This window comes from Pseudanabaena sp. FACHB-1998 (assembly GCF_014696355.1).
Taxonomy (GTDB): domain Bacteria; phylum Cyanobacteriota; class Cyanobacteriia; order Pseudanabaenales; family Pseudanabaenaceae; genus Pseudanabaena.
In genome coordinates this window covers 139,356-154,376 of record NZ_JACJQA010000026.1, presented here as the reverse complement: position 1 = coordinate 154,376, position 15,021 = coordinate 139,356, and the positions used below count along the sequence as shown (strand labels likewise).

The 15,021-nt window shown below is 42.1% G+C and carries 14 protein-coding genes; 12 read left to right on the top strand and 2 right to left on the bottom strand.

Features of this window, described 5'->3' with window-relative positions; translation table 11 throughout:
* The first annotated feature begins 83 nt into the window (after window positions 1-83).
* Complete coding sequence (locus H6F42_RS10175) at window positions 84-1,424, top strand: four-carbon acid sugar kinase family protein (protein ID WP_190399234.1); 1,341 nt, start codon at window positions 84-86, stop codon at window positions 1,422-1,424.
* Window positions 1,425-1,461: 37 nt separating this feature from the next.
* Here the strand turns inward: H6F42_RS10175 and H6F42_RS10170 are convergent, their stop codons facing one another.
* Both H6F42_RS10170 and H6F42_RS10165 read right to left on the bottom strand, forming a co-directional pair.
* Window positions 1,462-1,989 (bottom strand): pentapeptide repeat-containing protein, encoded by a 528-nt coding sequence (locus H6F42_RS10170; protein ID WP_190399233.1) that lies wholly within the window; start codon window positions 1,987-1,989, stop codon window positions 1,462-1,464.
* 152 nt (window positions 1,990-2,141) lie between these two features.
* Entirely contained in the window at window positions 2,142-3,761 is a 1,620-nt protein-coding gene (locus tag H6F42_RS10165; RefSeq protein WP_190399232.1) for a peptide chain release factor 3, read from the bottom strand.
* A 233-nt stretch (window positions 3,762-3,994) separates the two neighbouring features.
* Between H6F42_RS10165 and H6F42_RS10160 the strand changes: the two genes are divergently transcribed.
* The 11 genes from H6F42_RS10160 to H6F42_RS10110 all read left to right on the top strand — a co-directional run bounded on the left by H6F42_RS10160 (window position 3,995) and on the right by H6F42_RS10110 (window position 15,004).
* On the top strand, window positions 3,995-4,219 hold the full coding sequence (locus tag H6F42_RS10160) for an RNA-binding S4 domain-containing protein (protein ID WP_190399231.1): 225 nt from the start codon (window positions 3,995-3,997) through the stop codon (window positions 4,217-4,219).
* Between the two features lie 131 nt (window positions 4,220-4,350).
* Window positions 4,351-6,006, top strand: a complete 1,656-nt coding sequence (locus H6F42_RS10155) for an adenylate/guanylate cyclase domain-containing protein (protein WP_347272300.1) — start codon at window positions 4,351-4,353, stop codon at window positions 6,004-6,006.
* Between the two features lie 120 nt (window positions 6,007-6,126).
* Window positions 6,127-6,537: a DUF29 domain-containing protein gene (locus H6F42_RS10150; RefSeq protein WP_199288974.1), complete on the top strand. Its 411-nt coding sequence runs from the start codon at window positions 6,127-6,129 to the stop codon at window positions 6,535-6,537.
* Between the two features lie 113 nt (window positions 6,538-6,650).
* Window positions 6,651-6,923 carry a type II toxin-antitoxin system prevent-host-death family antitoxin gene (locus tag H6F42_RS10145; protein WP_190399230.1) on the top strand — a complete coding sequence of 91 codons (273 nt, stop codon included), beginning with the start codon at window positions 6,651-6,653 and terminating at the stop codon, window positions 6,921-6,923.
* Complete coding sequence (locus H6F42_RS10140; protein WP_190399229.1) at window positions 6,904-7,173, top strand: Txe/YoeB family addiction module toxin; 270 nt, start codon at window positions 6,904-6,906, stop codon at window positions 7,171-7,173. Before H6F42_RS10145 ends, H6F42_RS10140 begins: the two co-directional genes overlap by 20 nt.
* Before the next feature lie 544 nt (window positions 7,174-7,717).
* Complete coding sequence (locus H6F42_RS10135; RefSeq protein ID WP_190399228.1) at window positions 7,718-8,407, top strand: hypothetical protein; 690 nt, start codon at window positions 7,718-7,720, stop codon at window positions 8,405-8,407.
* A 56-nt stretch (window positions 8,408-8,463) separates the two neighbouring features.
* A complete protein-coding gene (locus H6F42_RS10130) occupies window positions 8,464-11,949 on the top strand; it encodes an FtsK/SpoIIIE domain-containing protein (protein ID WP_190399227.1) in 3,486 nt (1,161 codons plus the stop codon).
* Window positions 11,950-11,969: 20 nt separating this feature from the next.
* Window positions 11,970-12,242: a WXG100 family type VII secretion target gene (locus H6F42_RS10125; protein ID WP_190399226.1), complete on the top strand. Its 273-nt coding sequence runs from the start codon at window positions 11,970-11,972 to the stop codon at window positions 12,240-12,242.
* 64 nt (window positions 12,243-12,306) lie between these two features.
* Entirely contained in the window at window positions 12,307-12,600 is a 294-nt protein-coding gene (locus H6F42_RS10120) for a hypothetical protein (RefSeq protein ID WP_190399225.1), read from the top strand.
* Between the two features lie 3 nt (window positions 12,601-12,603).
* Window positions 12,604-13,365 carry a hypothetical protein gene (locus H6F42_RS10115; RefSeq protein WP_190399224.1) on the top strand — a complete coding sequence of 254 codons (762 nt, stop codon included), beginning with the start codon at window positions 12,604-12,606 and terminating at the stop codon, window positions 13,363-13,365.
* A gap of 352 nt (window positions 13,366-13,717) precedes the next feature.
* Window positions 13,718-15,004, top strand: coding sequence for a ferredoxin:protochlorophyllide reductase (ATP-dependent) subunit N (locus tag H6F42_RS10110; protein ID WP_190399223.1), 1,287 nt, complete (start codon window positions 13,718-13,720; stop codon window positions 15,002-15,004).
* Window positions 15,005-15,021: the final 17 nt, after the last annotated feature.

Here is a 15,021-nt window from a genome sequence, read left to right as displayed (position 1 = left end):
CAATAACTAAAGTGACGATCGCGATAATTCAGGATAAGCTGCTACAAGTATTAATATAAAATCTCATCTCCACAAGTACGTTAATGGCAGCTACTTTTTCCCGACAACCCAAAATCATTGTTCTTGATGACGATCCGACAGGTTCGCAAACTGTGCATAGCTGCCTATTGCTAACTAAGTGGGATGTAGATACTTTAAGGGCTGGGCTAGCGGATGTTTCGCCGATTATGTTTGTGTTGACAAATACGCGATCGCTTACGCCCGAAGATGCTACCCAAGTTACCCGTGAGGTTTGTCGTAATCTCAAACCTGCCTTAGAAGCTGAGGGTATTCATGAGTTTATGATCGTTAGTCGTTCAGATTCGACTTTGCGCGGGCATTATCCGATTGAGACGGATGCGATCGCGGAGGAGCTAGGTAATTTTGATGCTCATTTCCTTGTGCCTGCATTTTTTGAAGGGGGGCGCTTTACTAAGTCCAGCATTCATTACTTAGTGGTCAATGGTGTGCCAACGCCAGTCCATGAGACAGAATTTGCTAAAGACTCCGTGTTTGGATACCAGCATAGCTACTTGCCTGATTATGTTGAGGAGAAGACTAAGGGGCGGATTCCTGCGGCAAAGGTGGAAAGATTTTTGTTAGGGGACATTCGTTCGGGCTGCCGTCTGCGCTTGGCGAAGATGCATGACAACCAATGCGGTGTGGTGGATGCGGAAAATCAAGCGGATCTAAATCAATTTGCCTCTGATGTTTTGGCGATCGCGGCGACGGGTAAGCGCTTTTTATTCCGTAGTGCGGCAAGTCTCCTGACGGCTCTAGCGAAGTTGCCGCCTCAACCCATTGCTGCGGAGGAAATGTCGAAATATATGCGATCGCACAAGGCAGGGGTGGCGATCGTGGGTTCTCACGTTAAGAAAACTACAGAACAACTTGAAAATTTACTTAAGGCTCCGAATACTGTCCCTGTAGAGATTGATGTCTCACGCCTACTGAATGATGTGGAAACACAATCGCCAATCCTCCAGCAAGAAGCCGTCGCTCAGGTCGAACAAGCCCATGCCGCAGGAAAAACTGCTGTCGTATTTACCAGTCGTAAAGAATTAGAGTTTGACAATATTCAGACTCGCCTTGCCTTTGGGCAATCGGTATCGTCTCTATTAATGGCGATCGTGCAGGGATTACCATCTGATATTGGCTTTTTGATTAGTAAAGGCGGCATCACTTCAAATGATGTCTTAAGCACAGGCTTAAACTTACCCACAGCGAGGCTGTTAGGTCAAATTTTAGCTGGCTGCTCAGTGGTTAAAACCCCTGAAGATCATCCGCGCTTTCCCGATTTACCTGTAGTATTATTCCCCGGAAATGTCGGTGATGCGAATGCTTTAGCTACGGTCTATACCAGACTAGCGATCGGTATAGAGTGAGAAAATTTTGCCGTAGGCAAAGTAAAGTTTTTTTACTTTACAAAAGAATGGCATTCTCTAGATTTGCGTCGGTGAAATCCACGTTTTGAATATTGGCGTAACTAAAATTGCAAGAAAAGCAGTTTGCCCCCGTTAAGTCTGCGTTTTGTAAATCGGCAAATTCCAAATGAGCATTGCTCAGGTTAGCCCCCCGTAAATTGGCATTTTTTAAAATTGCCCCCCGTAAAATCGCCCCACTTAAATCTGCTCCCCCTAGATTTGCTCCCCCTAAATTAGCGTTACTTAGATTAGCGTTCCTGAGATTTGTAAAACTTAGGGTCGATCGCTCTAAGTTTGTTCCCCTTAAATCGGCTCCGCTCAGGTCGGTCAGGTCAAGGTCAGCATCGCGCAGATCAGCGCTCGTCAGGTTAATATGAGGAAGCTTGCAGCAGGATAATTTCAGCCCCGAAAAATTTTCACTCCCAAAATCTTTACGCCCCGTCTCATACAACTTTTTTAACGCCATTCCCATTGCGAGGGCTTTGGTGGAGTGTGAGTGAGTTTTAGAATTTTGTGTGGACATCATTGCGATCGCTCACTAGCTTAGACTTTTAGCTGGTTATGACTATTTGTCTAAATATAGTCCTCTCTTAACAATTTAGCTTCACCCTATTGGACTGCATCAATATAATCAAAAGGTGAGTGGCGGCGCAAAGCGCCGCCACTCACCTTTTGGGATTACTCGCTAGAAATTAATTCAGCGATAGGCGCGATCGCTTTCAGTCTTAATTTTGGATGATCGGCTTCCACTTGATTTAAGTTCCATTGGTTCTTAAATAGCAATACGGGACGATTCCAGCTATCCTTAACGACCATCGTGTTAAAAAGTCTACCCACTGCTTCGAGGGCTTCCCAGCCATCCTCCACCCATCGGGCTACGGAGTAAGGCATCGAATCAAGAATTGTTTCCACATTGTATTCACTTTGAAGACGATACTGAGCAACTTCAAACTGAAGTTGTCCAACAGCCGCAAGAATAGGATCACGCTTCGATTCATCAACGGAATACATAATTTGAATTGCACCTTCTTCCTGTAGTTCCGAAATACCCTTACGGAATTGCTTGAATTTGGAAGGATTGGGATTGCGGAGAGTGCTGAACAGTTCGGGAGAAAAGCAGGGAATCCCCGCGTATTGACGTTTTTTGCCAATATAAATCGTGTCGCCGATCGCAAACATCCCCGGATTATTTAAGCCAATCACATCGCCTGCGTAGGCAACATCGATCGCCTCACGATCTTGACCAAATAGCTTTTGAGCGTGGGAGAGGCGGATCGTTTTGCCACTTCGCAGATGGTTTACAGACATGTCTTTTTCAAACTTGCCCGAACAAACGCGCACAAAGGCAATGCGATCGCGATGGCGGGGATCCATATTGGCTTGTAGCTTAAATACAAAAGCCGAAAAATCCTCATCAGTGGGAGACACTTCGCCACTCGAACTATCATGGACGGCTGGAGTCAGACCACATTCGAGAAAAGATTTTAAAAATAGCTCTACACCGAAATTGGTCATCGCACTACCAAAGAAAATTGGCGTAAGCTTGCCCCGATGCAAATCTTTCGTATTCCATTCCGCACCGAGAGAATCGAGAACTTCCAAATCTTCTAAGAGTTGATTGTAGAGATTGTCGCCAATAAACTTGATGGCTTGGGGATCATCAAAGGGATAAATCTTGACCGTCGCTTCCCTTTGTCCATGAGCGCTACGCTGAAATAAATGGACAGTTTTGCTAGCGCGATCATATATGCCTTTAAATTGGTCACCTGTACCGATCGCCCAATTCATCACATAGGGAGTGATCCCCAGTTCCTTCTCGATTTCATCTAAAAGCTCTAATGGCTCACGGGTAGGGCGATCCATTTTATTGATGAAGGTAAAGATCGGCAGCGATCGCATTCGACAAACTTCAAATAATTTGCGGGTCTGAGGCTCTAAACCCTTTGCCCCATCCACCAACATTACGGCATTATCAGCAGCGGCTAGGGTGCGATAGGTATCTTCACTAAAATCTTTGTGTCCCGGGGTATCAAGCAAATTAATGCAATAGCCCATATAGTCAAATTGCAACACCGTCGAGGTAATTGAAATTCCCCGTTGCTTTTCTAGTTCCATCCAGTCTGAGGTGGCATGACGTTGAGCCGCTCTAGCCTTAACTGCGCCCGCAAGGTGAATTGCACCTCCGTACAACAGTAACTTTTCAGTTAAGGTTGTTTTCCCCGCATCGGGGTGCGAAATAATTGCAAAGGTGCGTCGCCGTTCGACTTCGCGCTCTAACTCTTGCCACATTTGACTCATGGAAATTTAAATAATCTGTTTAGTATCCGTACTTATCTATTATGCGTATATTTATGCCTATATTTGTGCGTAAGTAGCTAGGCGCAATTAAATATAAAATTCCAAAAGCTGTGGCGCAAGCTGTGCGCCACAGCTTTTAGAACAAGGTAGTCCTAAAATGATAAAGATGGGGCAGTGTGTCCCGCCACCCATCTTTTAACATTTTAGGACTACCCAAAATAATGCAAGAAATAATGCAAGAAACCTTTGAACTGACTGGCGAATATATAACTCTATGTAACCTCTTAAAGGTCTGTGGAGTTGCGGATACTGGGGGAGCAGCTAAGTTGATGATTGTCGATGGTGATGTAGAAGTGGATGGTCAGATGGAACTACGCAAAGGCTGTAAAATTCGAGCAGGGCAGATCGTAAGCGGCTATGGATTTGAAATTTCAGTAGTGGCAAGTGAGCATTTTTAAAAATTAGGTCGGCATAGCTCAGCAATTGTGCGAATTGACCGCCATCGGGGAGCAAGATAGCATAACCAATATTTAAAATTTTATGTTGTATTACTTTTAAAATTCTGATATTTCATCATCTGCCTAAATTTATGGGACATAAGCTGCTAAAGGCTAATCGAGCAGCTTACTTCGGCATACAGATGTTTATGATATTTATTTTGTTACAAGCCACTATATGCGGAGATAGCCTTGCTAGCACCGATGGACTCGCTAGTAACTTAGAGCAGCGATCGCAAAATTTGCCTAAGTTACTAGCGGATAGCCATGAAAATATTAAAGATTTTCAATCTCTTAGATCAAATGAGTTGCTGATTTTAAGTAGTCAAGGCTTTTCTTTAGAGCCTATGTATTTATGGTTAATGCTCGTAGCGATCGCTATAGCTTCTGGTTTCTGGCTTACCCGATCTTTTATTTTAAATTTACAGCGCCTCAGAAAGTCTAATCAAGACTTAGAATATTTAGTCCAAGAAAAAAGTAATGAGCTAGATGCGTCTAAGGCTTCCTTACAACGGACTAATTTTATTCTCTATCGACGAGAACAGCAACTCCGAAGGCAACAAGAAATTTTATTTGGATTATCCAAAGATAAGTCAATCAATCAAGGTGACTTTATTATGGCTGTCCAAAATATTGCCAGAACGGGTAGTTATGCCTTAGGCGTAGAGCGGGTAAGCATTTGGCTTTTCAATAAAACCAAAACTGTACTTCAGTGTCTGGATCTTTATCAAAGAAGTCTCAACTTCCATACGGAAGCCGATGTTTTAAATGCCGAAAAATTTCCTAACTTTTTTAATGCGTTACTAGAAAATCATACTATTGCGATCGAAGATGTCCAAGAAGAAGAAGTTGTCCAAGAACTTCTTGAATCCTATCTTAAACCTTCCAATATTGTTTCCATTCTCCTATCAAGATTTGAAGTTGGAGGAGATATTATGGGCATTGTCGCCTTTGAACATACTGAAATAGAACATTTATGGCTAGAGGAAGAAATTAGCTTTGTTAATTCTCTATCTGATCTCTTGTCTTTAGGAATGGAAGCGCAGGAACGAAAGCGAGCCGAAGAGAGTTTGCGAGTTGAACAAAAGAAATCAGAACGGCTCTTGTTGAATGTTTTGCCTCAAGAGATTGCGGAACGACTCAAATCAGTACAGTCTCTTACAAAGGTACATCTCAAAACGAGTGGAGTAATTGTTGCGGATTCCTTTGATGAAGTGACTGTTCTCTTTGCGGATATTGTGAACTTTACGGAATATGCCGCTTCCATTTCTCCAAGTCAGTTAGTGAATGTTCTCAATGATATTTTTTCTGATTTTGATCATCTTGTCGAACAGTATGAGTTAGAGAAAATCAAAACTATTGGCGACTCCTATATGGTGGTTGGGGGGTTGCCCGTCCCTAGCAAGGATCATGCCGAAGCGATCGCGGAGATGGCTTTAGATATGCAATCTTCCATTCAAAAGTTTAAGCGTGGCGATGGTAGCCCTTTTTCGCTCAGAATTGGCATTCACACAGGACAGGCGATCGCGGGAGTAATTGGTACTAAGAAGTTTATTTATGATTTATGGGGTGACACTGTCAATGTCGCGAGCAGAATGGAGTCTCAAGGAATTGCAGGTTGTATCCAAGTTACCGAAGCGACTTATCAACTCTTAAAACATAAGTATCAATTCGACAAAATGAGAGAAATTGATATCAAGGGCAAAGGGATTATGAGGACTTATTTATTAATTGGTCGCAAATCTTGATTCAGGCGATCGCCTAGGATTCGTTAAATAATCTTTGCGTTTCTCGTTTCTTTTTTACTTGTTGATCGCGCTACAATCAATTTGGATTAAAAGCTAGGCAATCAAAAGGTGATTTTGATCATGTCAACACTACTATATGATTCAGATTTTTATCGTTGGACAGTTGAGCAAGTAGAGCGTTTACGCTTAGGTAGATGGGATGGATTAGATATAGAAAATTTGGCTGAGGAAATTGAGTCTTTGGATAACCCAAAAAGCTCTGAGTTGAAAAATCGCTTAGCAATTTTATTAGCGCATTTAATTAAGTGGGATTTGCCGCCAATGTTGCGCGGTAAAAGTTGGCGACTAACCATCAAAGAGCAAAGAATTCAAATAAAAAAACTAATCCGAAAAAATCCTAGCCTAAAGTCTTACCTCTCGGAAGTGATCACCGATGGATTCGAGTTAGCGTTAGTTTGGGTAGAAAAAGAAACCCGCCTTAAACCCAAAGATTTACCGAAAGAATGTCCTTATTCTGTCGAACAAATTTAAGCCGTCTATTTTTTATGCGGTTGCCCTGTTCGACACTATTAACTTTAGACGTAGTTTTACTGATCGCGCTACAATTAACTTGAATTAAAAGCTAAGTAATCGCGGAGAAAAAAGTGACATCTATCTCCATTAACCAATTTACAAATAATCTACAAGCCTTTGTAAAGCAGGTAATTCAACAACATATTCCCCTCAAAATTACGAGTCAAGATGGGGAAGATTTTGTTGTGGTCAGTGCTGAAGATTGGGAGCAGCAGCAGGAAACTTTGTTTATTTTGCAAAATAGTAACCTCATCCAACAGATATCTCTTTCTATGGCTACCCATGCCCAAAATCAAGGCTATCATCCCAGCAAGGAAGAGTTGAATGAGATACTTAGTCTTTGAGGGTGATACTTGGGAGGTTTATGAGGAACTGCGGCAAAAGGATAAAAATCTGCACAAGAGTCTTTGTAAACTGCTCAAGGAAATTTTGAGGGAAGATCCTACTAAGGGGACGGGAAAACCTGAGCCGTTGAAGCATAATTTGTCGGGTTTGTGGTCAAGACGGATTTCTCAAAAGGATCGTCTTGTTTATAAATTTGATGATAAGTACGTTTATATTTTTGCGATCGGTGGTCATTACGACCAATATTAATTTAGGAAATTAGGTGGGGCTGAGCATTGACGCAGCAATTTACAAATTCTCAGATCACCTTAAATCGGGAATGCTCGGCTCCTAAACCTGACCACGCAGGGACAATTTATCTACGAAACCTTTGTCATGCAATGATCCCCAGTTTTTTGACTAGGTTGGAGCTACATCTTTACTTGTCAGAAAATCAGATATCTAAAAAATCGACATAAATTACATTAATTAAATTGGTTGCTTTCTATTCTTTTTTTCTGTATATTTTGTATAAGTTTGTCAAGCAGGGGTGAGATTTACCAAGTTTTAGACAGTTAATCGCTTATACAAGCAGCGATTTCCAATTTTCTGCATTCTTAGGGAGTTTCTTCACTATTTTTAAATTAAAAGCGAGTTGTCGAATGTCAGATCTCCGACTTTTTGTGCTGAGGACAAAAGTTAACACTGCTTGCAGAGAAAAAGTCGGAGATCTTAATCTCTTTTCAATTTCTCATGTCTAGCTACTTGATATGTAGCGATTCCATCTTTCTATCAATTTAAGGCTCATTAATCTATGACAACAGATAACCAAACAATTGAAAACTCTGATGCTTTAAAAGATCTTGATATTTACTGCCAAGCGACGGAACAGACTGCTTTAGAAAGTATTGTGAATGCTTGGCATAACTTCGAGGCAGGAAAAGAATTTCTCTCTTACTGTAAAAATAAGTTGCCAAATGACAAAAGAGATACAGCCCTGAAGGTCTCTAGATATAGTCTTTCAGATCTGCCTGAAGTTGAACACGCTGAAACGTTGGAATTCACTCAAGCTGCTTTAAATCTAAAGAAGGATGAATTTGATGTTTTGGTAATGAGTCTTAGTAATGGTCTTGCTGATTGGCAAGCACATGAAAAAAGAGCAAAAAACGATCCAGAGAGTTTAGAAACAGCCAAGTATTCTGATTTAGCTGATTTGCGACATGAAAGAGATTCTGATTTGACAAGTTTACGAGATGCCAGAAACTCTGGTTTGTCAAGTTTGCAAAAATCTCAATCCTCTAATATTGCATCGGCAAAACAACAGTTAGAGTCTTGTTCATATTCTATTGAAAGAAAAAAATCAGAAATAAAAGATTTAAACAAATCTCTTCTAATTGAAACTTTATTTCTTATCGCAGCTTTGATTTTTGGTGCAAGTGTTGGAGGTGTTTGGGGAGTATTTATAGCTTTCAGTGGTGTTTACTATTGGCGAATTAATTTATAGAGAATTCTACTACGACATAAACTTTTTTCATCGAGTTAATATTGGATTACGAAACTATGGCAAACATTCTTGAAGTTATAACAAAACGTGCTAAAGCAAAAGAAGCTTTAGAGTCTTTACAAAGAGATGAATTTCGCTGTATTGAAATCTTGAACGACCTACAGAGAATATCTCCCAAGAAATTAAAGTCTGCCGAAGAAGACTGGGAAGAGAAAATTAAGTCTGCCCAAGAGGATTATGAACAGCAAATAAAGACCAGTGAGGAGGAGTGGAATCAAAAGATCAACAACAAAAGAGGGCAATTGGGGCAAGAAGCGATAAATATTCGCGAGGCATTGGCGAGAAGATTGTCTCGCGTGCTTGCGTTCCTTCAAATCGCTCAAAAAACAATCGATGAGACATTAACGGATAATCTTGCTAATAGCATTGCTGATTCATCACAGCTACTTCTATCTTCATATTTGTTTTTAGATAGAATTTTAGCAGCGACTGATGGAGGACTTAAGTCTTTAGACACACCATCTAGACAGATTACGGTTCCTTGGAATGACAGGCGTTGGTGGAATAGTAATGTAGAGAATAGCTACAGATCCAGAACTGAAGGGCTTGCACCTATGCTATTGCGGACTGGTCAACTTATTACGATTCGACATCAGGGGAGTAAGTTTAATTTCAATATCAAGGAATTAGTTCAAAAGCCCAGATGGAGTGACAATGTAGCACATGGTTCTGTATCTGAAATTCAAGGAATTGAATCTATTCTGGCTCGAATTGTTCAAATTGTTTCTACGCAAAGTCAAGCAAGTGATTTTGATTTTAATATTTCAGAATTTGTAGAGAAATCAGGTATTCAGCAATTAATGTCTGACAAAAGAACAGAATACCTAAATGAGCTACCACTACTACTACAATGCCGAACTTTCAAGCAAGGAAAGGATTCTGGACATATCGCTATTTTTACCAATAGCCCCGAAACCAGACAAGCCGCAACTGCTGCCCTTGAATCGATCGCACTACGCGCCATCGCCACATTCCCCGCCCGAAAACTGCAAGGCATTTTCATCGATCCCGTCAGCATGGGAAATACCTTCCCCTTTAGAAGCCTACCCGAAGAAATACGCGGCAAGCGTACTTATACAACCAGCGATGACATTCAAGAACAACTGCATAAGCTGATCGGACATACCGAGCAAGTCATCCAAAACTATCTCAGTCGTGATTACGACAATATCGAAGCCTACAACGCCGCCGCCGAAGCGATTCAAGAAGCTTATCGTTATCTGTTTATTGCAGACTTTCCTAGCAAATTTGACAATCGCGCCTTTGAATATCTCAATAGCCTTCTAGTCAATGGTTCAAGAGCAGGGGTTTACACCATCATTCACATCGACGAAACCCTAGAAAAGCCACGTAACTTTAATTACGACTTGTTCAAGGCACATTGTCAGGTTTTACGCCCCGCAGGAAAGTCTTACAACGGCGAACCCCTATTTGTTTATGAATCCCCTGAAGCGCCGATAATTTGCTATGCAACCTTAGATAAGCCGCCTGAAAGCGATCGCTTTAACCAACTCACCGCCATGATTAGCAAAGCTAGTGGTGAAGTCAAAGTTGATACCGTTGCCTTCTCGCATCTATATCCAGAAACTCTATGGACAGGCGATAGTCGTGGTGAAATTCGGACAGCGATCGGTGTGGCGGGTGCGCGAGAAAAACTAGAATTCTGGTTAGGACAAAACCCTAAGGGCTTAGAAGTTAGCCAATCGCTGCTATTTGGTAAACCAGGGGCAGGTAAAAGCTACACCTTGCACAGCATTATCAACGGTTTAGCCATGCGCTATTCTCCTGATGAATTAGAACTATATCTACTCGACTTCAAAGAAGGCGTAGAATTTCAAGTCTATGTCGATCCTGATCGCGGTGAAGATTCTGGCTCTTCTAATGATCTTGATCTTACAAAAGCATTACCCCATGCCAAAGTTATTTCTATTGAAAGCGATCGCGAGTTTGGTTTGAGCGTCCTGCGTAAAGTCAATGAGCAGTTCCAGATTCGGGCTAACGAATGGAAGTCGATATCTAATGACATTACCAAAGTTGCCGAATATCGCAACAAAACCAATGGCAAAAAGATGCCGCGTATTCTCATCGTCATTGATGAGTTTCAGGTTTTATTTGAAGACAACGACAGCATCTCCGCAGAGCTAAACCAAATCTTTGACACCATTGTTAAAAAAGGTCGCGCTTTTGGGATTCACTTACTACTAGCTTCTCAATCGCCCAACATCAAAAACATTACCCGTAGCGTCTATGACCTAATCGATCTGCGGATGGCAATGCAGATGAATCAAAACGTTGCTGCCATGACCCTCGCGGAAGGAAATACCGATGCTGTCGATTTACTCGATCGCCCAGGACGGATTATTTACAACTCTGACTTTGGACGCAAAGGCAGTAACGAAATCGGTCAAGTTGCCGATGCTTCCACCGATCAACGCAAAATGGCACTACGAAAGATCCAAGAAGCTGTGCAAGCCACTGGCTACCAACGCCCACCCACCGATCAACTGGTAGTCTTTGATGGCAGACATCCCACCCGTCTGAGAAATAACGGACTATTGACGGTATTAGCATCGGCTGATACTTGGCTCAGCCCTGCGGATATCAAGGATATCGTCAATGAATCAAACTGGCGCGTCCGTGATTTTCCTAGCATTGCATGGGTCGGTGAAGCGATGCAAATTGGCTACCATAGCCGCGCCATCTTCCGCCGCCGTAGCCGTAGCAATATGCTTCTAGTCGGCAACATCGAAGAAAATATCTTTGGTATTCTCGGCGGCGTGATGACTAGCCTTGTTTGCAGCCATCAACCCAAAAAAGCCGAATTTCACATCATCGACCTCTCCGATGAAGACGATCGTGGTAGTCACTGGTCAAGTATGACCACTAATTTCCGTGAATCCTTCTCAACCTATTTCCCAATTACGATCGCCAAAGACTTCGCCGACAGTGATCGCCAAATCAGCAAGGCAAATACCACCCTGCAAAATATTAGTGCCGAATTCGAGCGCCGTAAGCAATTACGCGAAGCCGATCCCGATACGACTAATTTTGGTGCTTCCATCTTTTTTGTAGCAGCGATCGGCACATTAGAACGACTAAATAGCTTGCGCCCCACCGTTGACAATCGCGGTAATCCCGATATGTCCGATGATGCGAAGAAGTTAATGGCGATCGCCTCTCAAGGTGCAGAACTTGGCATTCATCTAATCCTGTGGGTAGAAGGCATCAAAACCTTTAATCAGCTATTTGCAGGGAAAGAGCGTATCTCCCTCAGCAATTTTGACCTACGGATTGGCTTGACCATGCCTACCGATGACTCCCGCGCTTTATTTAATGAAACCTTAGCCGCTAATCTAACCAAGCTTCGCGCCTATTTCAAAGATGAAGCCACAGCAGCCAATTTAGAGAAATTCAAACCCTATGCTGTTCCAACTAAACAGGAATTTGCGACCTATACAAATTATCTAGAACAGAAGCGTTAATAAAACAACAGGAGAAATTTATGGCAAGAGATATCGATGTCAATATTGATGAACTCAGTCGGTTTATCGATGTTTTGGGAAACTTCCAGAGACAGGTTGGTGATGAATTTAAAGAGCTAGAAGCCAAATGGAAAAAGTGCGATGAATCTTGGCAAGGCGAATCAAAAGAACGTTTTACAAAAGAATTTGAAGAAACAACCAAGACGACTGAATCTGCCCTTGATGCTGGCGAAGATGCAAAAAAATGGCTAGACCGTTTTCTAGAGATTGTCGAAGAATTTGAAAGGAATTAAAAATACAGACAAGGGGCTTAAGCTCCTTGTTCTCCATAGCTAAACATAAATAAAAGAGGACATCATGGCAGCACAAACTACATTTGATCTTGACAATGCAAAAGACTTACTCAAGCAACTCGAAAACTTTCATCAAGTGATGAAACAAGATTGGTCAAGAGTAGAAAATCAATGGGCAAACTTGCGATCGTGCTGGCACGATGACCAGTACCAAACCTTTGAGCCACTATACGAAAAACTGACTACATCCCACAAAGATAGTCAGAAAGAATCTGAAGAATTTATCTCTTTCATGCGTGAGCAAGTTCGCATTGCCGAAGAGCGTAGAGCTAAATTAGGAGCTTTAAAGGGACTTTAATCTATGGCAGTACAGACAAAGTTTGATATTGAAGAGGCAAAAGAACTATCTCGACAATTACAAAATCTGCGAGATGTATTAAATCAAGAATTTAGTAGATTAATAAACCAATGGCATAACCTCGAATCAACATGGCGTGATGACCAGTATTCAGACTTTGTAGATGACTTTTGGGACGAGTTTTTAGATAAAACTAAAACTACAATCAAAATTTATGAAGAAACCAGTGAATACTTGGATAGAAAGATTCAAATTGCCGAACTCGTTTATGGCTTAGGGGCGATTTCCGAAATCCTCACTTCTAACTTACCGATCAAAATGCAAAGTGCTAGTCCCACATCGGCAAGTAGTCAGACTAAACCTAATAATCCAAAAAACACGGATAATTCACCACTAGATACACTTCTCAATGGCATTACTAGTCACTTTTACCAAACCATCGGAGCGCTAAGGAAAGGTACAGCTAGCAGCATGATTTTTATAACGATGGTATGTGGTGGGCTAGTCAAAAATTATGATGAAATTATTTCGCCCGCGATCGCTGTTTACGATGAAATGATCGCCAAAAATCCTAACTTGCCCGAAGATTCCGCCCCCGCAATAATTACAGATATTTCTGATCAAGCAAAAGAAAGACATAGGCTTAGTAGTGATAACTTTGAACAGCTTGATACTTGGCAGGCAATTGAGCAGAAAAAGAAAGATGAAGAAGATGAGAGGAACCGCAAACTACCAGATCATCCTGAAATAACGGGTGGAAAATAATTGTGAGAGGGGCGATCGCTTCAACATTCATGAGATTTACACATTAGCCAAATAATGATAAATTCCTGAATAAACAAGCTCCACCCAAGTCGCTAACCTTATTTATTCAGTGTTTGCAAGTATATTTACTTACGATTTTCTTAAAAATGATCACAGATCCTGTAGTCCTGTAAACCTTTGCAACTTTTTCAACAGTCTCATTGTTTTAGTAAATATAGTAAAGGGAATTAACTTATTTGATCGCTTTGCGATCGCCCACTTTTTAGAGATAAGACAGGGCATAGCCCTCTCACAAATAGGGCAATTGCCTCTTTGAAAACACTAGGGTTTTAACCCCAGAGGAGAGCAAAAGATGGCTCTAGAGCCTTGCACAGAAATTTCTACCCCAACAATTAACACCCCAGATAAGCTGGTTCTAAAAGAACGTGGACAGAGGGAGGTGTTTTGTGGCTTGACAGGCATTGTCTGGCTACATCGCAAAATGCAGGATGCTTTTTTTCTAGTAGTGGGTTCGCGTACTTGCGCCCATTTAATTCAATCTGCGGCTGGAGTAATGATTTTTGCGGAACCAAGGTTCGGTACAGCGATTCTTGGTGAGCGAGATCTGGCGGGATTGGCGGATGCAAATGAAGAACTTGATCGCGTTGTCGATCAATTATTAGCCCGTCGTCCTGACATTGGCACATTATTTTTAGTAGGATCTTGTCCGTCTGAAGTAATTAAGCTGGATTTAGCCAAAGCCGCCGAAAGACTAAATCAGCGTTTCTTTCCTAAAGTAAGAATTCTCAATTATTCGGGTAGCGGTATTGAAACAACCTTTACCCAAGGTGAAGATACTTGCCTTGGCTCAATGGTTCCTGTGCTGCCCCGTAGTTATGATGAACCTAGCCTGATGGTAGTGGGAAGTCTGGCGGATGTGGTTGAAGACCAATTTCAAAGATTATTTGATAAGTTAGGCATTGGTCCAGTCTATTTCTTCCCCCCTAGACGTGCGGCGAATTTGCCCCCCATTGGCAAGGGTACAAAATTATTGTTAGCGCAGCCCTTTCTTAGTGAAACAGTGCGATCGCTAATGGCGCGTGGTGCAACTTTATTGCCATCGCCTTACCCCTTCGGCATTGAAGGAACTACTGCTTGGCTGAAAACAGCCGCCGATGCATGGAATGTTAGTCAGGAGCAATTTGAACAGGCGATCGCCCCTGCGGCTAATCGCGCCAAAATTGCGTTAGAGCGCTATCGCCAAGTGCTTTCAGGTCGCAAGGCTTTTCTATTTCCAGATTCGCAATTGGAAATTCCTCTCGCCCGATTTCTGTCTCGGGAATGTGGCATGGAACTAGTGGAAGTGGGTACGCCCTATATCGATCGCCTATTAATGGATAGCGAAATTAATCTGTTGCCTGAGGGAACAGCGCTATCAGAAGGTCAAGATGTGGAAAAGCAACTGGATCGCTGTCGAGAAGCCAAACCTGATATCACCGTTTGTGGCTTAGGCTTAGCTAACCCCCTTGAAGCCGAGGGTATGGCAACCAAATGGTCGATTGAATTAGTTTTCTCCCCAATTCATGGCTATGACCAAACCGCCGATCTCGCCGAACTATTTGCGCGTCCCCTTGAAAGAAGAAAAAGATTAACAGTTTAAGTAGTAGAGTGCTTCGC

Excerpts from the sequence above, each read along its gene's own strand:
- H6F42_RS10110 (WP_190399223.1), top strand. The coding sequence starts at position 13,718 with ATGGCTCTAGAGCCTTGCACAGAAATTTCTACCCCAACAATTAACACC.
- H6F42_RS10135 (WP_190399228.1), top strand. The coding sequence starts at position 7,718 with ATGACAACAGATAACCAAACAATTGAAAACTCTGATGCTTTAAAAGAT.
- H6F42_RS10160 (WP_190399231.1), top strand. The coding sequence starts at position 3,995 with ATGCAAGAAACCTTTGAACTGACTGGCGAATATATAACTCTATGTAAC.
- H6F42_RS10150 (WP_199288974.1), top strand. The coding sequence starts at position 6,127 with ATGTCAACACTACTATATGATTCAGATTTTTATCGTTGGACAGTTGAG.
- H6F42_RS10170 (WP_190399233.1), bottom strand. The coding sequence starts at position 1,989 with ATGATGTCCACACAAAATTCTAAAACTCACTCACACTCCACCAAAGCC.
- H6F42_RS10120 (WP_190399225.1), top strand. The coding sequence starts at position 12,307 with ATGGCAGCACAAACTACATTTGATCTTGACAATGCAAAAGACTTACTC.
- H6F42_RS10155 (WP_347272300.1), top strand. The coding sequence starts at position 4,351 with ATGGGACATAAGCTGCTAAAGGCTAATCGAGCAGCTTACTTCGGCATA.
- H6F42_RS10130 (WP_190399227.1), top strand. The coding sequence starts at position 8,464 with ATGGCAAACATTCTTGAAGTTATAACAAAACGTGCTAAAGCAAAAGAA.
- H6F42_RS10165 (WP_190399232.1), bottom strand. The coding sequence starts at position 3,761 with ATGAGTCAAATGTGGCAAGAGTTAGAGCGCGAAGTCGAACGGCGACGC.
- H6F42_RS10115 (WP_190399224.1), top strand. The coding sequence starts at position 12,604 with ATGGCAGTACAGACAAAGTTTGATATTGAAGAGGCAAAAGAACTATCT.
- H6F42_RS10125 (WP_190399226.1), top strand. The coding sequence starts at position 11,970 with ATGGCAAGAGATATCGATGTCAATATTGATGAACTCAGTCGGTTTATC.
- H6F42_RS10140 (WP_190399229.1), top strand. The coding sequence starts at position 6,904 with ATGAGATACTTAGTCTTTGAGGGTGATACTTGGGAGGTTTATGAGGAA.
- H6F42_RS10175 (WP_190399234.1), top strand. The coding sequence starts at position 84 with ATGGCAGCTACTTTTTCCCGACAACCCAAAATCATTGTTCTTGATGAC.